This window comes from Flavobacterium ginsenosidimutans, from assembly GCF_003254625.1.
GTDB classification, from domain to species: Bacteria; Bacteroidota; Bacteroidia; order Flavobacteriales; family Flavobacteriaceae; genus Flavobacterium; species Flavobacterium ginsenosidimutans.
The window spans coordinates 203,630-220,831 of sequence record NZ_QJRJ01000073.1; the positions used below are offsets into that span (position 1 = coordinate 203,630).

The 17,202-nt window shown below is 32.1% G+C and carries 23 protein-coding genes; 19 read left to right on the forward strand and 4 right to left on the reverse strand.

Annotation, left to right across the window (positions count from 1 at the left end; genetic code table 11):
* The 13 genes from DM444_RS08275 (at nucleotide 1) to DM444_RS08335 (ending at nucleotide 8,752) form a co-directional block, all read left to right on the forward strand.
* The gene (locus DM444_RS08275) at nucleotides 1-207 is read left to right on the forward strand and encodes a helix-turn-helix domain-containing protein (RefSeq protein ID WP_057116634.1); all 207 of its coding nucleotides are present in this window, start codon (nucleotides 1-3) and stop codon (nucleotides 205-207) included.
* A 79-nt stretch (nucleotides 208-286) separates the two neighbouring features.
* Entirely contained in the window at nucleotides 287-880 is a 594-nt protein-coding gene (locus DM444_RS08280; RefSeq protein ID WP_111285514.1) for an NAD(P)H-dependent oxidoreductase, read from the forward strand.
* A gap of 24 nt (nucleotides 881-904) precedes the next feature.
* The gene (locus tag DM444_RS08285; protein WP_111285516.1) at nucleotides 905-1,345 is read left to right on the forward strand and encodes a hypothetical protein; all 441 of its coding nucleotides are present in this window, start codon (nucleotides 905-907) and stop codon (nucleotides 1,343-1,345) included.
* A gap of 111 nt (nucleotides 1,346-1,456) precedes the next feature.
* Complete coding sequence (locus DM444_RS08290) at nucleotides 1,457-1,945, forward strand: SRPBCC family protein (protein WP_111285518.1); 489 nt, start codon at nucleotides 1,457-1,459, stop codon at nucleotides 1,943-1,945.
* Nucleotides 1,946-1,982: 37 nt separating this feature from the next.
* Nucleotides 1,983-2,396 carry a hypothetical protein gene (locus DM444_RS08295; protein ID WP_111285520.1) on the forward strand — a complete coding sequence of 138 codons (414 nt, stop codon included), beginning with the start codon at nucleotides 1,983-1,985 and terminating at the stop codon, nucleotides 2,394-2,396.
* A 38-nt stretch (nucleotides 2,397-2,434) separates the two neighbouring features.
* The gene (locus DM444_RS08300; protein WP_111285522.1) at nucleotides 2,435-3,133 is read left to right on the forward strand and encodes a hypothetical protein; all 699 of its coding nucleotides are present in this window, start codon (nucleotides 2,435-2,437) and stop codon (nucleotides 3,131-3,133) included.
* 47 nt (nucleotides 3,134-3,180) lie between these two features.
* Nucleotides 3,181-3,549 carry a nuclear transport factor 2 family protein gene (locus DM444_RS08305; protein WP_111285524.1) on the forward strand — a complete coding sequence of 123 codons (369 nt, stop codon included), beginning with the start codon at nucleotides 3,181-3,183 and terminating at the stop codon, nucleotides 3,547-3,549.
* A gap of 121 nt (nucleotides 3,550-3,670) precedes the next feature.
* Complete coding sequence (locus DM444_RS08310; protein ID WP_111285526.1) at nucleotides 3,671-4,708, forward strand: serine hydrolase domain-containing protein; 1,038 nt, start codon at nucleotides 3,671-3,673, stop codon at nucleotides 4,706-4,708.
* Nucleotides 4,709-4,713: 5 nt separating this feature from the next.
* On the forward strand, nucleotides 4,714-5,136 hold the full coding sequence (locus DM444_RS08315) for a DUF1801 domain-containing protein (RefSeq protein WP_111285528.1): 423 nt from the start codon (nucleotides 4,714-4,716) through the stop codon (nucleotides 5,134-5,136).
* A gap of 1 nt (nucleotide 5,137) precedes the next feature.
* Nucleotides 5,138-6,241: an MBL fold metallo-hydrolase gene (locus DM444_RS08320; RefSeq protein WP_111285530.1), complete on the forward strand. Its 1,104-nt coding sequence runs from the start codon at nucleotides 5,138-5,140 to the stop codon at nucleotides 6,239-6,241.
* Between the two features lie 187 nt (nucleotides 6,242-6,428).
* A complete protein-coding gene (locus DM444_RS08325) occupies nucleotides 6,429-7,553 on the forward strand; it encodes a lactonase family protein (protein ID WP_111285532.1) in 1,125 nt (374 codons plus the stop codon).
* A gap of 22 nt (nucleotides 7,554-7,575) precedes the next feature.
* Entirely contained in the window at nucleotides 7,576-8,097 is a 522-nt protein-coding gene (locus tag DM444_RS08330; protein WP_111285534.1) for a GNAT family N-acetyltransferase, read from the forward strand.
* 73 nt (nucleotides 8,098-8,170) lie between these two features.
* The gene (locus tag DM444_RS08335) at nucleotides 8,171-8,752 is read left to right on the forward strand and encodes an LOG family protein (RefSeq protein ID WP_111285536.1); all 582 of its coding nucleotides are present in this window, start codon (nucleotides 8,171-8,173) and stop codon (nucleotides 8,750-8,752) included.
* A gap of 8 nt (nucleotides 8,753-8,760) precedes the next feature.
* Here the strand turns inward: DM444_RS08335 and DM444_RS08340 are convergent, their stop codons facing one another.
* A complete protein-coding gene (locus DM444_RS08340; RefSeq protein WP_111285538.1) occupies nucleotides 8,761-9,606 on the reverse strand; it encodes a helix-turn-helix domain-containing protein in 846 nt (281 codons plus the stop codon).
* Nucleotides 9,607-9,691: 85 nt separating this feature from the next.
* On the opposite strand from DM444_RS08340, the gene DM444_RS08345 reads away from it, so the two are divergent.
* The 6 genes from DM444_RS08345 to DM444_RS08370 all read left to right on the forward strand — a co-directional run bounded on the left by DM444_RS08345 (nucleotide 9,692) and on the right by DM444_RS08370 (nucleotide 13,916).
* Complete coding sequence (locus DM444_RS08345; RefSeq protein WP_111285540.1) at nucleotides 9,692-10,084, forward strand: DoxX family protein; 393 nt, start codon at nucleotides 9,692-9,694, stop codon at nucleotides 10,082-10,084.
* Nucleotides 10,085-10,089: 5 nt separating this feature from the next.
* Nucleotides 10,090-11,040 (forward strand): polysaccharide deacetylase family protein, encoded by a 951-nt coding sequence (locus tag DM444_RS08350; protein WP_111285542.1) that lies wholly within the window; start codon nucleotides 10,090-10,092, stop codon nucleotides 11,038-11,040.
* Between the two features lie 189 nt (nucleotides 11,041-11,229).
* Nucleotides 11,230-11,697 carry an SRPBCC family protein gene (locus tag DM444_RS08355; RefSeq protein ID WP_111285544.1) on the forward strand — a complete coding sequence of 156 codons (468 nt, stop codon included), beginning with the start codon at nucleotides 11,230-11,232 and terminating at the stop codon, nucleotides 11,695-11,697.
* 210 nt (nucleotides 11,698-11,907) lie between these two features.
* Nucleotides 11,908-12,276 (forward strand): iron chaperone, encoded by a 369-nt coding sequence (locus DM444_RS08360; protein WP_111285546.1) that lies wholly within the window; start codon nucleotides 11,908-11,910, stop codon nucleotides 12,274-12,276.
* A 44-nt stretch (nucleotides 12,277-12,320) separates the two neighbouring features.
* Nucleotides 12,321-13,220: a TlpA family protein disulfide reductase gene (locus DM444_RS08365; protein WP_111285548.1), complete on the forward strand. Its 900-nt coding sequence runs from the start codon at nucleotides 12,321-12,323 to the stop codon at nucleotides 13,218-13,220.
* A gap of 9 nt (nucleotides 13,221-13,229) precedes the next feature.
* Nucleotides 13,230-13,916: a 2'-5' RNA ligase family protein gene (locus DM444_RS08370; RefSeq protein WP_111285550.1), complete on the forward strand. Its 687-nt coding sequence runs from the start codon at nucleotides 13,230-13,232 to the stop codon at nucleotides 13,914-13,916.
* Nucleotides 13,917-14,025: 109 nt separating this feature from the next.
* Here the strand turns inward: DM444_RS08370 and DM444_RS08375 are convergent, their stop codons facing one another.
* From DM444_RS08375 to DM444_RS08385, 3 genes are read right to left on the reverse strand one after another with little or no spacing between them, the layout of a single operon-like run.
* On the reverse strand, nucleotides 14,026-14,388 hold the full coding sequence (locus tag DM444_RS08375; protein WP_111285552.1) for a VOC family protein: 363 nt from the start codon (nucleotides 14,386-14,388) through the stop codon (nucleotides 14,026-14,028).
* A gap of 4 nt (nucleotides 14,389-14,392) precedes the next feature.
* Entirely contained in the window at nucleotides 14,393-14,842 is a 450-nt protein-coding gene (locus tag DM444_RS08380; protein ID WP_111285554.1) for a DUF4348 domain-containing protein, read from the reverse strand.
* Between the two features lie 12 nt (nucleotides 14,843-14,854).
* Nucleotides 14,855-17,002, reverse strand: a complete 2,148-nt coding sequence (locus DM444_RS08385) for a cation:proton antiporter (protein ID WP_111285556.1) — start codon at nucleotides 17,000-17,002, stop codon at nucleotides 14,855-14,857.
* Between the last annotated feature and the right edge of the window lie 200 nt (nucleotides 17,003-17,202).

A 17,202-nucleotide genomic window follows, 5' to 3' on the forward strand; every position in this document is an offset into this window, starting at 1 on the left:
ATGCCTATTATAGTAAACTTAGACGTCATGATGGCAAAAAGAAAAATGTCATTAAATGAACTTTCAGAAAAAGTAGATTTAACTTTATCAAATCTTTCCATTCTAAAAACAGGAAAAGCAAAAGCCATTCGTTTCAGCACACTCGAAGCAATCTGCAAAGTTTTGGATTGCCAGCCTGGTGATATTTTAGAATTTTCAGAAGAATAATTTCATTTCGATTTAATTTGTATTTTCGTACACAACTGATTTAAACTTTGGAACGATTATAAATCTAAAAAGTCTAAAAATGAATATTTTAATTGTTTACTCGCATCCAAGTAAAAAGTCATACACTTTTCAGGTTTTGGAAAGATTAAAATCTGTTTTGGCTAATGAAAATTGGAATATCGAAATCTCAGATTTGTATGCTTCCAATTTCGAAAGTGATATGTCTGAAGCAGAATATGAACGTGAAGGTTTTGCGAAAACACAACTTCCGATTCCGCAAGATGTTTTGAACGAACAAGAAAAAATAGAAAAAGCAGACTGCATTATTTTCCTTTATCCCGTTTGGTGGAGCGATTGTCCTGCAAAATTAAAAGGCTGGTTCGATCGTGTTTATTCGGTTGGATATGCTTACGGACAAAATGAAACTTCCAGAAAAATGAAAACCATTCCGCTAGGACTTGTAATTTGTACAGCTGGCCATCCGAATGATTTTCTTAACGAAATTGAAATTGCCCAAAGCATGGAAAAAATAATGCTCGAAGACCGACTTGGAAAACGTTTCATCCAAAAGGAAATGATTATTCTAGGTGGAACTTTAGAACTCGAAAATGTCATGGCAAAACATTTTGAACTGATTAATCAAATTCCCGAAAAAATTAAAGCAATAAAATAATCCCTAAAAATAAACTAACCTCAAATGATACAAGATGATACAACAGAAAAATCTGTTTTTGAAGAAATTCCAACCGAGAAAATTTATTCTAAAAAAGCAATAAGCACCGCAACTTTTTTTGGAGGTCCGTTGGTCGCTGGCTATTGCATTGCAGAAAATTTCAAAGCTTTTAACGAATCTGAAAAAGCTAGAAATACTTGGCTTATTACCGGAGCTTTTACAATCGTTATTATTGCTATTGCATTCAGTCTTCCTGAAAACTTTCCAACAATTATTTTTCCTGTAATTTATTCAGCGGTAGCTTCTTATTTAATTCATACCTACCAAGAAAAAAATATTCAAAAACACATGGATAATGGCGGAAGCATTTTTGGAGGATGGAGACTGTTTTTGATTTCTATATTAAGTCTTATAATCTTAGTTGGCATAATTTTGAGTTCAGCTTATCTATTTTTAGGAGAATAACTAGCACATTTAATTCTGTCCGAAAAGCACCTTAAAATTGTCTTTAAAATACCTTAACTAATTGATTTTTAGATTGTAAATTTACTTTACTAATTTAAAAATCAATTAATTATGGAAACTCACGATTTTACCACAACAATAATTGTCAATCAATCGCCAGAAGAAGTTTTTAAAGCTATACAAAATGTTCGAGGCTGGTGGTCTGAAGAAATTGAAGGAAACACAGCAAACGAGGGAGACGAATTTAAATACCATTATGAAGACGTTCACCGCTGCAAAATAAAATTGATTGAAGTCATTCCGAATCAGAAAATCGTGTGGCTGATTGAAGAAAATTATTTCAGTTTTACCAAAGACGATACGGAATGGACTAATACGACAGCGATTTTTGATATTTCGAAAGAAGATAATAAAACCAAACTCATTTTTACACACGTTGGTTTAGTGCCAGAATATGAATGTTTTGACGTTTGCAAAGCTGGATGGACCAATTATATCGAGAACAGTTTGAAAAAACTAATTGAAACTGGAAAAGGACAGCCTAATGCAACTGGAAAACCTCAAATAGAAACAGAAAGAGCATTATCATCAAAAGAATAATTTTCTTACTTTCGTTATAGTAATTAAAACGAAAGCTATGAATCCATTTTTAAGAAATACTTTGGCCGTAATTGCAGGTCTTGTTATCGGAAGCGTTGTCAATATGAGCATCATTTTAATTAGTGGCTCTATAATTCCAGCGCCAAATGGTGCAGACGTTACTACTGCTGAAGGTTTAAAAGCATCAATGCATTTATTTGAGCCAAAGCATTTTCTTTTTCCATTTTTAGCCCACGCGTTAGGAACTTTTGCTGGCGCATTAACGACAGCTTTAACCGCAATTCATCATAAAACAAAATTAGCTTTTGGAATTGGAGCTTTCTTTTTATTTGGCGGTATTGTAACCATGTTTACCCTGCCATCACCAATTTGGTTTGGTTTTGTCGATTTAATTTTCGCTTACATTCCAATGGCTTATTTAGCTTCTAAAATTGCTGTAAAAAAGAAATAGAAGAATCAATTTAACATCGATAATTTAATTTAAGTTACATGTCATACTTTGGAGGACTTGGTGCAGGAAAAGGCTGGAATACATTTAAGTTCATAATTACACCACAAGAATTTGAATCTCTTTTTCAAGATTTAAACTATTACTTTGTTATTACAGGCTCGCGAGTTGAAATAAACTATAAAAACACAGATGAGCAATATATTTTTGACAGCTATAAATCTTATTATAACGAAGTCTTAACTGGAGAAAACAAGTTTGATAAAAAAGAACAATGGTCTTTTGAAAGGGATATTAGAATATCTATAACCGACGACCTCTGTAAAATAAATTTTCAGGATATTATTGATAAAAAAGGAATCGTTTCAAATGATTTTAAATTAGTTAGACCAACTGAACCTGTAATAAACATCAGTCCATTTTATTTGACTTATTCAAAAACTTTTGAAAGCTTAAGCATTTCTTACATGAATAACGAAGGATCAATTGGTTTAGAATTAACCTATCCAAAAATTGTAAGTTTTGAAAGTGATAATTTCAAATCTTTGGTAGACACACATAGCTTTACTACTAATACTTTATTCAATAATTTAATCGAAAATATAAAAGCTATTTCAAATAAAGCAAAACTCCAAAGTACTGCAAAACTATTTAGACCTAATTTCTGGATTAGTCCAGACGCAAAAAAAGTCATCAATCAAAATCATTATTTAAAATCTAACGATTTAAATATTATTTAATTTCTACTACTTATTTCATAACTTAGTTTGTTTTTAAATCTGGAATTATGACTAAGAAAGAAATCGCTAAAAACTTCTTGAAATTGGCAGCAAAAGGACATTCTCACGAAGGTTTTCGATTATATGTGGGAAAGAACTTCAAACATCACAATTCGCACTTCAAAGGCGATGCCGAAACGCTTATGCTTGCCATGGAAGAATCTGCCAGAACAAATCCCAATAAGATTTTTAAAATTCATCATATTTTAGAAGACGGAAATTTAGTTGCGGTACATTCGCATCTCAAACAAACTCCTTCAGATATTGGTTTTGCAGTAGTGCATATTCTCAAATTCAAAGACGACAAAATTATAGAACTTTGGGATTTAGGCCAGCCAGTTCCTAAAGATTCTATCAACGAAAACGGAATGTTTTAATTTAATTGTGAATTGTTAATGGTAAATTATTAATTATAGAATACTATAAAAAATATCAACCATAATCAATCGAGCAAGCATCAAACATTAACAATTTACAATTCACCATTAACAATTATAAATGAACTTCATCGCCAAAATCTCTTTATTAGTTCTAATCTTAGCTTCCTGCAATTCATCAGCTCAGAAAAAAGAGGATTACAAAAAAAGTATTGATAGTATAATTCAAAACTCAAACCCTAAATTTACTGGTATAGTTTTAATTTCTAAAAATGGGAAAACGCTGTATTCAAAAGTTGAAGGTCTTTCGAATTTCGAAACCAAAAAACCTTTAAAAATGGATACCCAATTTGAAATCATGTCCAACAGTAAATTAATTGCTGCCGTTTTACTTTTATTGGAAGTAGAAAAAGGAAAAGTAGATTTGAATGCTCCAATCAAAAAATATTTGCCAGAACTAAATCAAACTTGGGCAGATTCAGTAACGGTTCATCAGCTTTTAAATCACTCGCACGGAATTATCGATTTACAAAAACAGTTGGCTTTTAAACCTGGAACTGATTTTAAATATGGAAATCTAAGTTTTAATCTGGTTGCAAAAATTGTCGAATTCAGTTCTAAAAAAAGCTATAGAGAGGTTGCTGAATCGCTTTTTAAGAAATTAAAAATGAATCATACTTTTTGTTATTCAAAAGATAAAGAACAAAATCTGGCAAAAGGTTATTATAATGTGAAAAATCAGTTGGAACCTGATACCTCAAGACAAATCACAGATGAAAGTTTAGGTGCAGACGGCATTATTTCAACCGTTTCTGATCTTGCCATTTGGAATAATAATCTGCACAAAGGAAAAATATTGAAACCCGAATCGTATCAATTATTAACTAAAAACACCATTTTATCTCAGCATAATTTCTTCGGAAAAGAAAAACAACCTTATGGATACGGAATTCGAATTGTAGAAGAAGAATCTGTTAAATATCTTGGACATACAGGCTTAGGAGACGGATTTTCTGGTGTAAATTTGTATTTCCCAGAAAGTGATGTGAGTCTGATTGTTTTAGAAAATCAAATGCCAGAAGATTCTAATTTGTTTTATGCTTCTGAATTCAAAATCAAAAACATCCTTTTAAAAAGTGATTTATTAAGTAAAAAGTAAATAAAATGGCAAAAAATAAAACTACAGAAACTCAAAACAGTGTTACTGATTTTATTAACGCTGTCGAAAATGAAGTTAAAAGAAATGATGCTTTTGAACTTCTAAAAATAATACAGGAAACATCTGGTTTTGAACCCAAAATGTGGGGACCAAGCATTATTGGTTTTGGAAGTTATCATTATAAATATGATAGCGGACATGAAGGCGATGCTCCATTAGCTGGATTTTCGCCAAGAAAAGCAGCATTGACCGTTTATTTCTATTTGCCAGAAGAAAAAAGAGAAGAACTTTTATCGAAATTAGGAAAACATACATCTTCAAAAGCTTGCATTTACATCAAAAAATTAGCTGATGTTGATATCGAAATCTTAAAAAAGATAATTTTGCTTTCTATTCAATACACTCAAAATTTATATCCCTCAAAATAAAATGATTACATTCTTAATTCTCGTATTTTTAATATTATTTGCCATTTACAGATTTCTTCAGCATCCAAAATTCGGAAAAGCTCCTTCTGGCGAAAGATTAACTTTAATTCAAAATTCGCCTCAATATAAAAACGGAAAATTTGAAAATCAATCTTTTACACCCGACCTTGCAGAAGGAGAAAGTATGGCGGGGGTTTTGTTTGAATTTTTCTTCAAAAAAGTAGAAAGAAAAACGCCAACCGATTTGATTCCGTCCATAAAAACCAATTTACACGAACTTACTCCCGATCAAGATATTTTAGTTTGGTTTGGACATTCGTCTTATTTTATTCAGTTGGAAGGAAAACGATTTTTAATTGATCCCGTTTTCAGCGGAAACGCCTCTCCTATTCCTGGCACAACAAAATCGTTTAAAGGTTCTGATATTTATTCCGTCGACGATCTTCCAGAAATTGATTATTTATTGATTACACACGATCATTATGACCATTTGGATTACGATACGATTTTAAAATTAAAGTCTAAAACAAAAAAAATCATCACGGCTCTTGGAGTTGGTTCTCATTTTGAGTTTTGGGGATTTCCATCAGAAAAGATTATCGAAAAAGATTGGTACAGCACGATCCAATTAGATGAAAATCTAACGATTCACACTACGCCTTCAAGACATTTTTCTGGCAGAAGTTTTAAAAGATGCAACACACTTTGGACTTCTTTTGTTTTGGAAACTAAAGATTTTAAGATGTATTTGGGTGGCGACAGCGGTTACGATTCTCATTTCGCTGAAATTGGTGAAAAATACGGTCCATTTGACATCGCTCTACTTGATAACGGCCAATACAACAAGAAGTGGAAATACATTCATAATATGCCCGAAGATGTCATAAAAGCCATGAAAGATTTGAAAGCAAAAAGAGTGTTTCCAGTGCATTCTTCTAAGTTTTCATTGTCTCTTCATGCTTGGGACGAACCTTTGAAAAAAGTTACAGAATTGAATAGTTTGTCTGAAAATCCGATTCCTTTAATTACTCCAATGATTGGTGAAGCAGTTGAATTGAAAAATGACAAACAAGAATTTAAACAGTGGTGGGAAGGGGTTCTTTAATGGTCAATTATGAATTGTTAATTGTTAATTGTAATGTCACCCTGAGCGATCCCGAGGCTTCGGGAGAAGGGCGTTCCAATTGGCACTTGGGCTTCTCCCGAAGCCTCGGGATCGCTCAGCCTGACAACGAACACAGCACTTAAAACGTGAAACCTGAAACTTCAAACTTGAAACTTGAAACCTAAAAATGAAACAAAAAATATACTATTTCGCAATTGTATTTTTACTAGCAATAAACTTGTTTTCTCAAAACACCTATGTCTTTTTAGGATCTTACAATCGAGATAAAACGGCAGAAGCTATTCAAGTTTATCAATTGGATACTTTGAGTGGGAAATTGACCAAATTTACTTCGGTTAAAAATGTTGTCAATCCCTCCTATTTAACGGTTTCACCAAACGGAAAATACATTTATGTTTGCACCGATACCAAAACACCAAATGCGGGAAGCGTAAGCAGTTTTGAATTTAATACGTCGGCAAAAACATTGACTTTTTTGAATAGTCAGCGAAGTGGCGGTGAAAATCCAGTTTATGTTTCTGTTCATAAAAACGGGAAATGGCTTGCCAATGCCAATTATACAGAAGGAAGTGTTTCGGTTTATCCTATTTTAGAAAATGGAAAAATCGATTCGATTGCCCAGAATTTTCAATACATGGACGGAAGTACACATAAAGAACGTCAAACCAGATCTCACGTACATTCTGCCGTATTTTCTCCTCAATGCGATTATTTGTTTTTACCCGATTTAGGCGCCGATAAAATTCGCTGTTATGCATTTGACGAAAATCTGAAAAAGCCTTTAGTGGAAACTAAAAATCCATTTACAAAAACCGATTTAGAAGCTGGCCCGAGACATTTTACTTTTCATCCAAATCAAAAATGGGGATATTGTATTGAAGAAATGGCAGGGCAAATCAGCCTTTACAATTTTGAAAATGGTGTTTTGAATAAAATCCAACGCCTTGCAACGCATCCAGATAAAATAAAAGAAGGTTTTGAAAGCTCGGATATTCATATTTCTCCTGACGGAAAATTTCTTTACGCTACCAATCGCGGAAAAGAAAATAATATCGCTATTTTCTCTATTGCTGAAAATGGATTTCTGAAAAACATTGGTTATCAATCTACTTTAGGAAAACATCCGCGAATTTTTGCCATTGATGAAAGCGGGAAATTTTTAATTGCATCAAATGTGCAAACTGGAAATGTTGTGGTTTTTAAAAGAGATTTTAAAACTGGATTACTTAAAAAAGTAGGAAAACAGATTAAAATGGAAAATGTTTCCTGCGTGCAGATTAGAAAAATTTAGTCTTTAACTAAAAATCATAAAAATGCAAATATCAAACTTCAATTTACAGCCTAATTTCTTAGAAAATGAAATCACAAAACTAATTCCATTAGAAGAAAAACATTTTGAAAGATTATTTGAAGCCGCTTCCGATCCTTTGATTTGGGAACAGAATCCTGCAAAAGACCGATACACAAAAGAAGGTTTTAAAACTTTTTTTGATATTATAATTACAAAAGGTTCGTTTCTAATTCTCGATAAACAGACCAATGAAATAATGGGAACAACGAGTTTCTATGATTACAATCCCGAAAAATCGAATGTTGGAATTGGTTACACTTTTATTACAAGAAAATATTGGGGTGGCCCGTACAATAAAGCAAACAAAAAATTAATGATTGATTATGCATTTCAATATGTTGATTCGGTACTTTTTCACATCGGAGCAGAAAATTTCCGTTCGCAAAAAGCCGTTTTGAAATTGGGAGCAGAAAAAATCAATGAGCTTACATTTACTATTAATGGTGTTGATGTTCCATATTTTGAATATGAACTAAAAAAATGATGAGTTATGAATTATAAGTTGCTCTCTAACTCATAACTCATAATTTATAATTTATAACTTATAATTAAAAACAATGAAAAGAATAACAGTATTCTGTGCTTCAAGTTTTGGTACAGAAAAAATTTACGAAGAACAAGCGATTTTAGTTGGAAAAACTTTAGCTGAGCAAAATATAGAATTAGTTTACGGCGGTGCAAATGTAGGTTTAATGGGCGCTGTTGCAGATGGAGCTTTAAATGCTGGAGGAAAAGTAATTGGCGTTCTTCCAAACTTTCTGAGATCGAAAGAAATTGCACATTTAGGTTTAACCGAATTAATTTTGGTTGAAAGTATGCACGAAAGAAAAACCAAAATGAATGAATTATGTGATGGTGTAATCGCGTTACCAGGGAGTTTTGGAACTTTAGAAGAACTTTTTGAAATGCTGACATGGGAACAATTGGGTCTACATAAAAAACCTATTGCAATTCTTAACATAAACGGCTTTTATGATTCTTTAATTCAACTAACAAAAATTATGGTTGAAAAAGGTTTCTTAAAAAGTGAATACCAACAAATGTTAATCGTTAGCGAAACTATTGACGATCTTTTACATAAAATGAAAAACTATGTTGCGCCAACTGTTGTAAAATGGATTAATAAAGAGCAATCTTAGACTTTAGATTAAACTCTGTCCACATTTTTAAACTGTTTTTTATAGTCACTTGGATTCACCCCATTATGTTTTTTAAACAACCGATTCAAGTGGCTTGCATCGCTAAAACCAAATTCATACACAATCTCATTGATTTGCATATTGGTATATTTCAGTCGGGTTTCAATTAATTTTATTTTGTACGCGATTGTATATTCCTGTATACTTTGCCCTGTTTTAGTTTTAAAATACTCACTTATGTATTTTGGCGAAATATTAAATGCTGATGCCATATTTGATGCTTTTAATTGATCTGGCTGATAAATATTCTCATGAACATAATTTAGTAAATCCAGACTTGGCACTGCATTAATCTCATTTACACTAAGAGGAGCCATAAGCGAAATATTTCTAGCTGCTATTGTTATAATCGTATTTATAATTTGCTTTATAACTTCTTGCTGCTGCGGAAATTGACTTTTCTCTTCTCTAATAAGTGCTTCTACCATTGCTCTTACTAAAGGTTTGTCGATTATCGTTTTTAGAATACAGCCCGGCATATGATTGTGGTTATGAAAAATAAACTCCAATTTCTGAATCCAGTCGCTGTTTTGCGTTTTAAGATAACTGTCATTAAAGCGCAAAAAGAAAAACTTTGTTTTCTCAATGACTTCAAAACTATGTGTATCCTGAGGAAAAATGACAAAAAACTTATCATTGCTATACGGTAATCGGTGATCATTGATAATTTGAGTTCCTTTTCCTTCAAGAACAAATACCATTTCAAAGAAAGTATTTTTACGTTCTTTTGGTTCGTATTCCAAAACTTCTAAAAACTGAAGTTCAAAAGGACGGTGTAAATTTCTAATTTCCATCTTCCAAAAATACAAATTATTCCAATGATTGTACAAATTTTAAAAAACCGTTATCTGCAACTTTGTACTATAAAATCACATCAATATGGAAACAACCTCATTTTTATTATTACGTCTTGCAATCGCCATCAGTATGTTTGGCCACGGATTAGTCCGTCTGCCAAAACTAGCAACTTTCAGCAATTGGATGGTTGGCAGTTTTGAAAATTCAATGCTACCTAAAATCATCGTAACACCATTTAGTTACATTCTTCCTATAGCCGAATTTGCAATTGGTATTTTCTTATTATTAGGTATCTTTACTAAACCATCTTTAGTTGCAGGAGCAATCGTTATGCTCATCTTGTTGTTTGGTACTTCGATGATTGAGAATTGGGAAGCTATTCCGTCACAATTAATTCACATCGCTTTTTTTGCTTTGCTTTTGCATTATGCAGATTATAACAGTTGGGCAATTGATGCTTTAATTAAAAAATAAACATCATGAGTTCAAGAAGAAATTTTATTAAGCAAACTGGAATCATTGGTATGGTTGGTATGATGAATCCTATTGAAGCTTTTTCCGAAGTTTCAAAAAATGCACCTCTTTTCGCTCCCCAAAAAACAAAATGGGCAGATGGGTCTAGATTAGTTGTGTCTATTTCGATGCAGTTTGAAGCTGGCGGACAGCCTCAAAATGCCGAAAGTCCTTTTCCTCAAAATATACAAAAAGGCTTTATAGACCTTCCTTCTGCAACTTGGTACGAATACGGATACAAAGAAGGTATACCGCGCATGCTCGACAATTGGGACAAATTGGGTGTAAAAGTCACTTCGCACATGGTTGGAACTGCAGTTTTAAAAAATCCAGAACTGGCAAAAGAAATTGTACAGAGAGGCCACGAAGCTGCGGCGCACGGTATGAGTTGGAGCACACAATACACCATGCCGTATGACGAAGAAAAAAAGTTTATAAAAGACGGTGTTGAAGCCATAAAAAAAGTTACTGGTTTTACTCCTGTTGGCTACAATGCAAACTGGCTACGCCGAGGACAAAATACACTCGATATTTTACAGGAACTTGGTTTTAAATATCATATCGACGATCTTAGTCGGGATGAGCCATTTATTATTCAGGTAAAAAATAAAGATTTTGCAGTCGTCCCCTATACGCTTAGATGCAATGATATTGTTCTGATTGAAGGTAAAAACTTTTCGGCAGATCAATTCTTTCAACAAGTTAAAATGGAATTTGACCAATTATACATCGAAAGTGAGACACAACGCCGACAAATGTCAATTAGTTTTCATGACCGTATTGGAGGAACTCCGCAAATGGTAAAAGCAGCAAACGATCTCATCAAATACATGCAGCAACATAAAGGCGTAAGCTTTAAACGAAAAGACGAAATTGCAGAAATGGCATTAAACGATAAAACTACAATTAGAGAATAGATTTTATGTTTTCTAAAAATCGCTTTGCTCTTTTTTGAAAGTTGAGATTTTATATATTGGAATTTAACTTTTAACACAACATCCATACAGGTCAAAAATACTTGTGTGGATTTTTTTATTCTCTTTATTCGAAATTTCTTTCTTAAATTAGAAGTCACAAAAAACAGCTCATATTTTACACACTAAACAATGAAAACAGAAAATAACAAATTTGCAAAAGCCGAAATGTTGATTCGGAAACCTGTTTCAGAAGTTTTTCAGGCTTTTATTGATCCGCAGATAACTAGTAATTTCTGGTTTACAAAAGGATCAGGAAAATTAGAAGAAAATCAGAAAACGGAATGGACTTGGGAAATGTATGGTTTTTCACTTTCGGTTAAAACGGTTGTTTTGCAGGAAAATAAAAAGATTGTGATCGAATGGGGAAATCCAGACGAAATTACTTTAGTAGAATGGATTTTTAGTCCATTAAATGAAAATGAAACTTTTGTGAGTATTACCAATTCTGGTTTTCATGGTGATACAGATAAAATAATCGATCAGGTTAGAAATTCAACTGAAGGTTTTACTTTGGTTCTAGCTGGAGCAAAAGCTTATTTAGAGCATAATTTACATTTAAATTTAGTTTTAGATCGCTTCCCTAAAGGATTAGCGTAATCTTTATTTTAACCGCAAAGAACGCAAAGATTTACGCAAAGTACTCGAAGTTTTTTTGAGAATCATTAAAATGAAAAGTTCACAAAGCATATTTAGATAAAACTTATATGACAAAGCTTTGCGAACTTAATATATAGATTTTCCTTAGTCTCGTAATTAAAATACCTTAGCGCACTTTGCGTTAAAAATTAAAGACACGTATTAAAAATCATGGAAATTAAAAAACCTGAAAATATAGACGAATACATTGGCGGATTTCCGAATGATGTTCAGGAAATTTTAGAGAAAGTTCGAATGACAATTCAGAAAGCTGCGCCAGATGCTAAAGAAAAAATCAGTTATTCTATGCCTGCTTTTGAACAAAATGGAATTGTAGTTTATTTTGCTGCTTTTAAAAACCATATCGGACTTTATGCTCTGCCTTCTGGACATGAAGCTTTTGCTGAAAAACTATCAAAATACAAATCAGGAAAAGGTTCAGTGCAATTTCCTTTAAAAGATCCAATGCCTTACGATTTGATTACTGAAATTGTCAAATTTAGAGTCAAAGAAAATCTTGAAAAAGTAAAAAAGAAATAGTTTTAGATTTACATTAATTCTTGCAGCTAACAAAACCTTATTCAATGAAAAAAATAAACCTTCTTTTTTTAGTTTTTATCTTTTTTGCAAGTCATATGAGTTTTGCTCAAGATGAAGCTGCAATCGAAAAAGAAATTCTAGAATTACACAAACCAACCAAAAAAATTCGTGATTCGATTTTTGGTTTGCAAAAAGCGATTGTTTCAAAAATTGAAATTGAAAAGGATTCTATCATCAAAAATCAATTAATTCTTCAATTAGATGATCTAGAAAATGTAAAAGATCAAAATGATATCAACGAATTAAAACTTGATTTTGTCTTTGCCAAAAATCACCCAAATTCGCCTCGTGCATTGAAATTAATACGAATTCATGTTGGTCGATTTATTGGAATGAATTTTTATGACACTTTCGTGGAAGTTTTCGAAAATTTCACTCCCGAAATAAAGAATTCTGAGAAAGGACTTGAAATGGCAGAAAAACTGAAATATTTTAAACAAAGTAAAGTTGGGAGTCCTGCACCAGATTTTGAAGCTAAAGATATAAACAGCAAAACTATTTCGCTAGCCAATTTTAAAGGTAAAAAATATATTCTAATTGATTTTTGGGCAAGTTGGTGCGGCCCTTGCAGAGAAGAATTGCCATATATAAAAGAGCTATATAAAAAATATCAAGCGCAAGGATTTGAAATCATTAGCGTTACAAAAGATGAAAACTCCGATTTATGGAAAAAGGCTATTGCAAAAGAACAAATTGAAGCTTGGAAACACATTTCTATTTTAGAAAATAATAGTTCGATCGATAAAGATTATTTTGTGAATGGTGTTCCACACAAAGTTCTAATCGACAAAAACGGCATTATTATTGGGAAATGGAAAGGTAGTGGAGAAATCAATAAACACGATCTGCAAAAGCAATTAAAAACTATTTTTGAAGCCGAATAACATAATCTAATGAGCAATTTAACCGAACATTACAACCAACTTTACAAAACTTCTTCTGAAGCAATTTCGACAGGAAAATATGCTATAGATGCTGAACTTAAAAATGAATCTGATTCTCGTTTTGGAATTACGCTTCTTATTCGTCCAAATGATGAAATTAAAGCCAATATTCAAACTTTAATTAACGAATTAAAAAAAGCAGAACCAGAGCAATATTTTTATCCAGATTCAGATATTCACATTACGGTAATGTCGATTATTTCTTGTTCGGAAAATTTCACATTAAATCAAATTTCGCCAAACGAATATATCGAAGTAATCTGCAGAAGTTTGGTTAATGTCGATAAAATAAAAATTCATTTTAAAGGAATAACTGCTTCTCCTTCAGCTTTAATGATTCAAGGATTTCCAAGCGATGAAACTTTAAATAATTTACGAAACAGACTTCGTGAGAATTTCAAAAATTCAGGATTACAGCAAAGTATAGACAGCCGATATACAATTTCAGCCGCTCATTCTACTATTATGCGCTTTCAGGAAAAACTTCAAAATCCGAAGAAATTAATTGAAATTGCAGAAAAATTCCGTGATTATGATTTCGGTGAATTCGACGTCAAAAATTTAGAATTGGTTTATAACGACTGGTATCAACGCACAAACACAACGAAAGTTTTGGGAGATTTTGGTTTGAGATGATTTTTTTGCTTGCCACTAATTTCACAAATCTCGACTAATTTTATTGAAGTAAATAAAAAAATAATTCATGAAAATTCGTGAAATTCGCGGCAAAAATAGAATCCCAGCTTTATTTGAATTTCCCAAAATGCCATAAAACTCCTGACGGATCGTGCAGAAAACATTCGCTTCCCCAATCCAAATGTTTTATCGGAGTTAATTTTACTCCTTCATATTTTTGAGGAAGATTTAAAGCTAAGAGTTCACTGTAATAAAGCTCGACATTTTCAACTTCCACAAAAATCATGGTATTTTCGATCCAGTTTTTATCGTAATAATCTTGAAGATAAAAAGCGATTTCTTCCGTTTTAAATACAGCCATTTTTGCATCTAAAACAATTTCTTCAAAGCCTAAATCTCGATAAAAACTTCTTGAGATTTCAAAATTTTTAGAACCAATAAAGGGTCTGATTGATTTTATTTTTCGATTCATATTACTATAAATTTATGTCGTTATAATAAATTAAAAACCATTTATTGTTAATTAGCTTAAACTGCCTTTCAACTTCAAAACCACTATTCGGAATCCAAAATTTTTCTGTGACTAAAGTATCCGTTTTTACTAAAGAATGTTCATATTCTCCTAATTCCGTTTTTTCAGCAACTGGAACAGCCTGAAACTGCCAATTCTTTCGCGACCAATTGTATTGTTCAAAACCAGAAACGTGCTTTCCTTCAATAGGAAAATCAACTCTCGAAACTTGAAAAAGAGAATCAGAATGAAACCTTTTATTGAATTCATCAAAGCTTTCTGCTATTTCTTTTTTCTTTGATTCAATACTATTTTTTGTTTGAGAATCTGGCTTTGATTCTTCTATTTTATTTTTATTACAACTTAGAAAAAAGATGCAAAAAGCAGAAAATATAAACGTTTTACAGCTTTTCATAAAACTAAATTTTTATCCTTTCTTCAAAATACTTCCCAAACCACGTCCAATTTGTTCTATAGCTTCAATACCTTTTGCTAAAGGCGATGACGTAAAATCTTCGTAAGCGTCCATTGAACTTTCTTTGCGATCGTCATGGGGATAAACCAAAATCGCATTGTTGTCACTAAAATATTTTTCGAACTTCTGTGGTAATTTATCAAAGATCGATTGATAAGAAACAGAGCCTTTTCTAGACAAATTAAAAACGACTAAATCAGTTGGTTTTATTTCTTCTGTAATAAGTTCAAAATCTTCCCAATCAGAAACATTTTTGAATCCAAATTTGCTATTTAATTTTAAATGCGAAGCAATCTGCTGAATAGATTGAAACGTTTTTTCTTCAGCATGAATAACAACTGGCACACTTAATTCCTGAGCCAAACGGCTTACTTTCTGCATTAATAAATGAAAACCAATTCCTCTTTCTGAAAATGGCGGACAAATAAAAACTAATCTTTTTTCTTCAATAAAATTCTTTTGAAACCTGCAGATAAACAAACTTTTATCGACGTTATTGATAATCGAATCTACATTTTCTCCAAAGATTTTATCAATAAAACCTGTTTTTCTAGGCCAACCTACAATCACAATATCCGACATGATTTCTTTTGAAGTTCTAGCAATTCCACTTGCAGGATTATGGTCGATTCTTGCAATGGTATTAATTTTTACTTCTGAAGCCGAAGCTTGAACTACAAATTTATCAACTGCTTTTCTGTACTTCAAAATGTTCTTTTCCGCCTGATTGTTATTCGGAACGATTGTTAGTAAAGTAATCGGATTTGATGATTTTTTATCTTTTATCAAAAGAGCAAAATCCAACAAACTCGCTGCCGCTGAAGATTTTGCCAGCGGAATTAAAATATGTTCGTCTAAAATCTGATCTCTTTCTGTGTCTTCATGTGAAATTTCTTCTTCGCAAATGGCAATTTTCTTTGCCGCTTTTTCTGTTGCAAATGAAGCCACAATACACGTAATTAGAATTAGGATAATGGTTCCGTTTAAGATATTTTCATCTAAAATTTTAGCTTTATATCCAACCAAAATTACAGCCAAAGTTGCCGCTGCGTGCGCACTGCTCAATCCAAAAATAAGCTGTCTTTCGGTTCTGGTATATTTAAAAACAATTTGAGTAAAAAATGCTGCAATCCATTTTCCAAATATTGCTACAACACTTAAAGTTCCTGCCACAATTAAAGCCGTTGGTCCGCTTAAAATAACGCTTACATCGACTAACATTCCCACAGAAATCAAGAAAAAAGGAATGAATAACGAATTTCCAATAAACTCAATTCTATTCATCAAAGCAGAAGAATGCGGAATCAATGGATTCAATGCTAAACCTGCAACGAAAGCTCCAATAATAGGCTCTACTCCTGCTACTTCTGCCAAAAAGGCTGCAAAGAAAACCACAGAAAGTACAAAAATATAATGGGCGTGTTTTTCACTTTCAAGTTTCTTGAAAAACCATTTTGCTACACGCGGAATAATCATAAACATTATGGCAGAAAAAATTGCCAATGAAATAAACAATTTAATCCAAAAAGCTTGATTTAGATTTCCTTGACTGCTTCCCATAATAACAGCCAGAATAATTAAAACGGCTGTATCTGTCAAAATAGTTCCGCCAACTGTAATTGCAACAGCTTGATTTTTAGAAATCCCTAATTTGCTAACAATCGGATATGCTACAAGCGTGTGCGTTGCGAACATACTTGCGGTTAAGAAACTGGCATTAAAATCATATTTCAATAAATAAAAACAAACTGGAAAACCTATTGAAAGCGGTAGAATAAACGTGAAAAAGCCAAATAACAAACTCTTATTTCTGTTGGCTTTAAACTCATTCATATCCAATTCTAAACCTGCAATAAACATGATATACAAAAGTCCGATTGTTGAAAATAAATCAACTGCAGAGTTTTTTGCCAGAATATTTAATCCGTGCGGACCAATGATAACTCCAGAAATAATAAGCCCGATAATTCCAGGAATATTAATCTTTTTAAGTAAAATTGGCGAAAGCAGAATTATAAAAAGTATTAAAGAAAAAATCAATACTGGATTGCTTAGGGGTAATTCGAATTCTTGTAATAGATGTCTGAAAAATTCTATCATAGGGTAATTTTATCTTCTTGTGGTATTAATATTTGTAAAAAGACATTTCAGAATTAAAACAAAAATCCAAGAGTATTAATATAAAGATTGCGCTTTTTGCGCTAATCATTCTTTACAAAAATACCGAAAAAACGCGAACTTTTTACGTAAACCGCATATTAAGGATTTAAATTTATTTCGTTGCCGAATTATTAAAATTT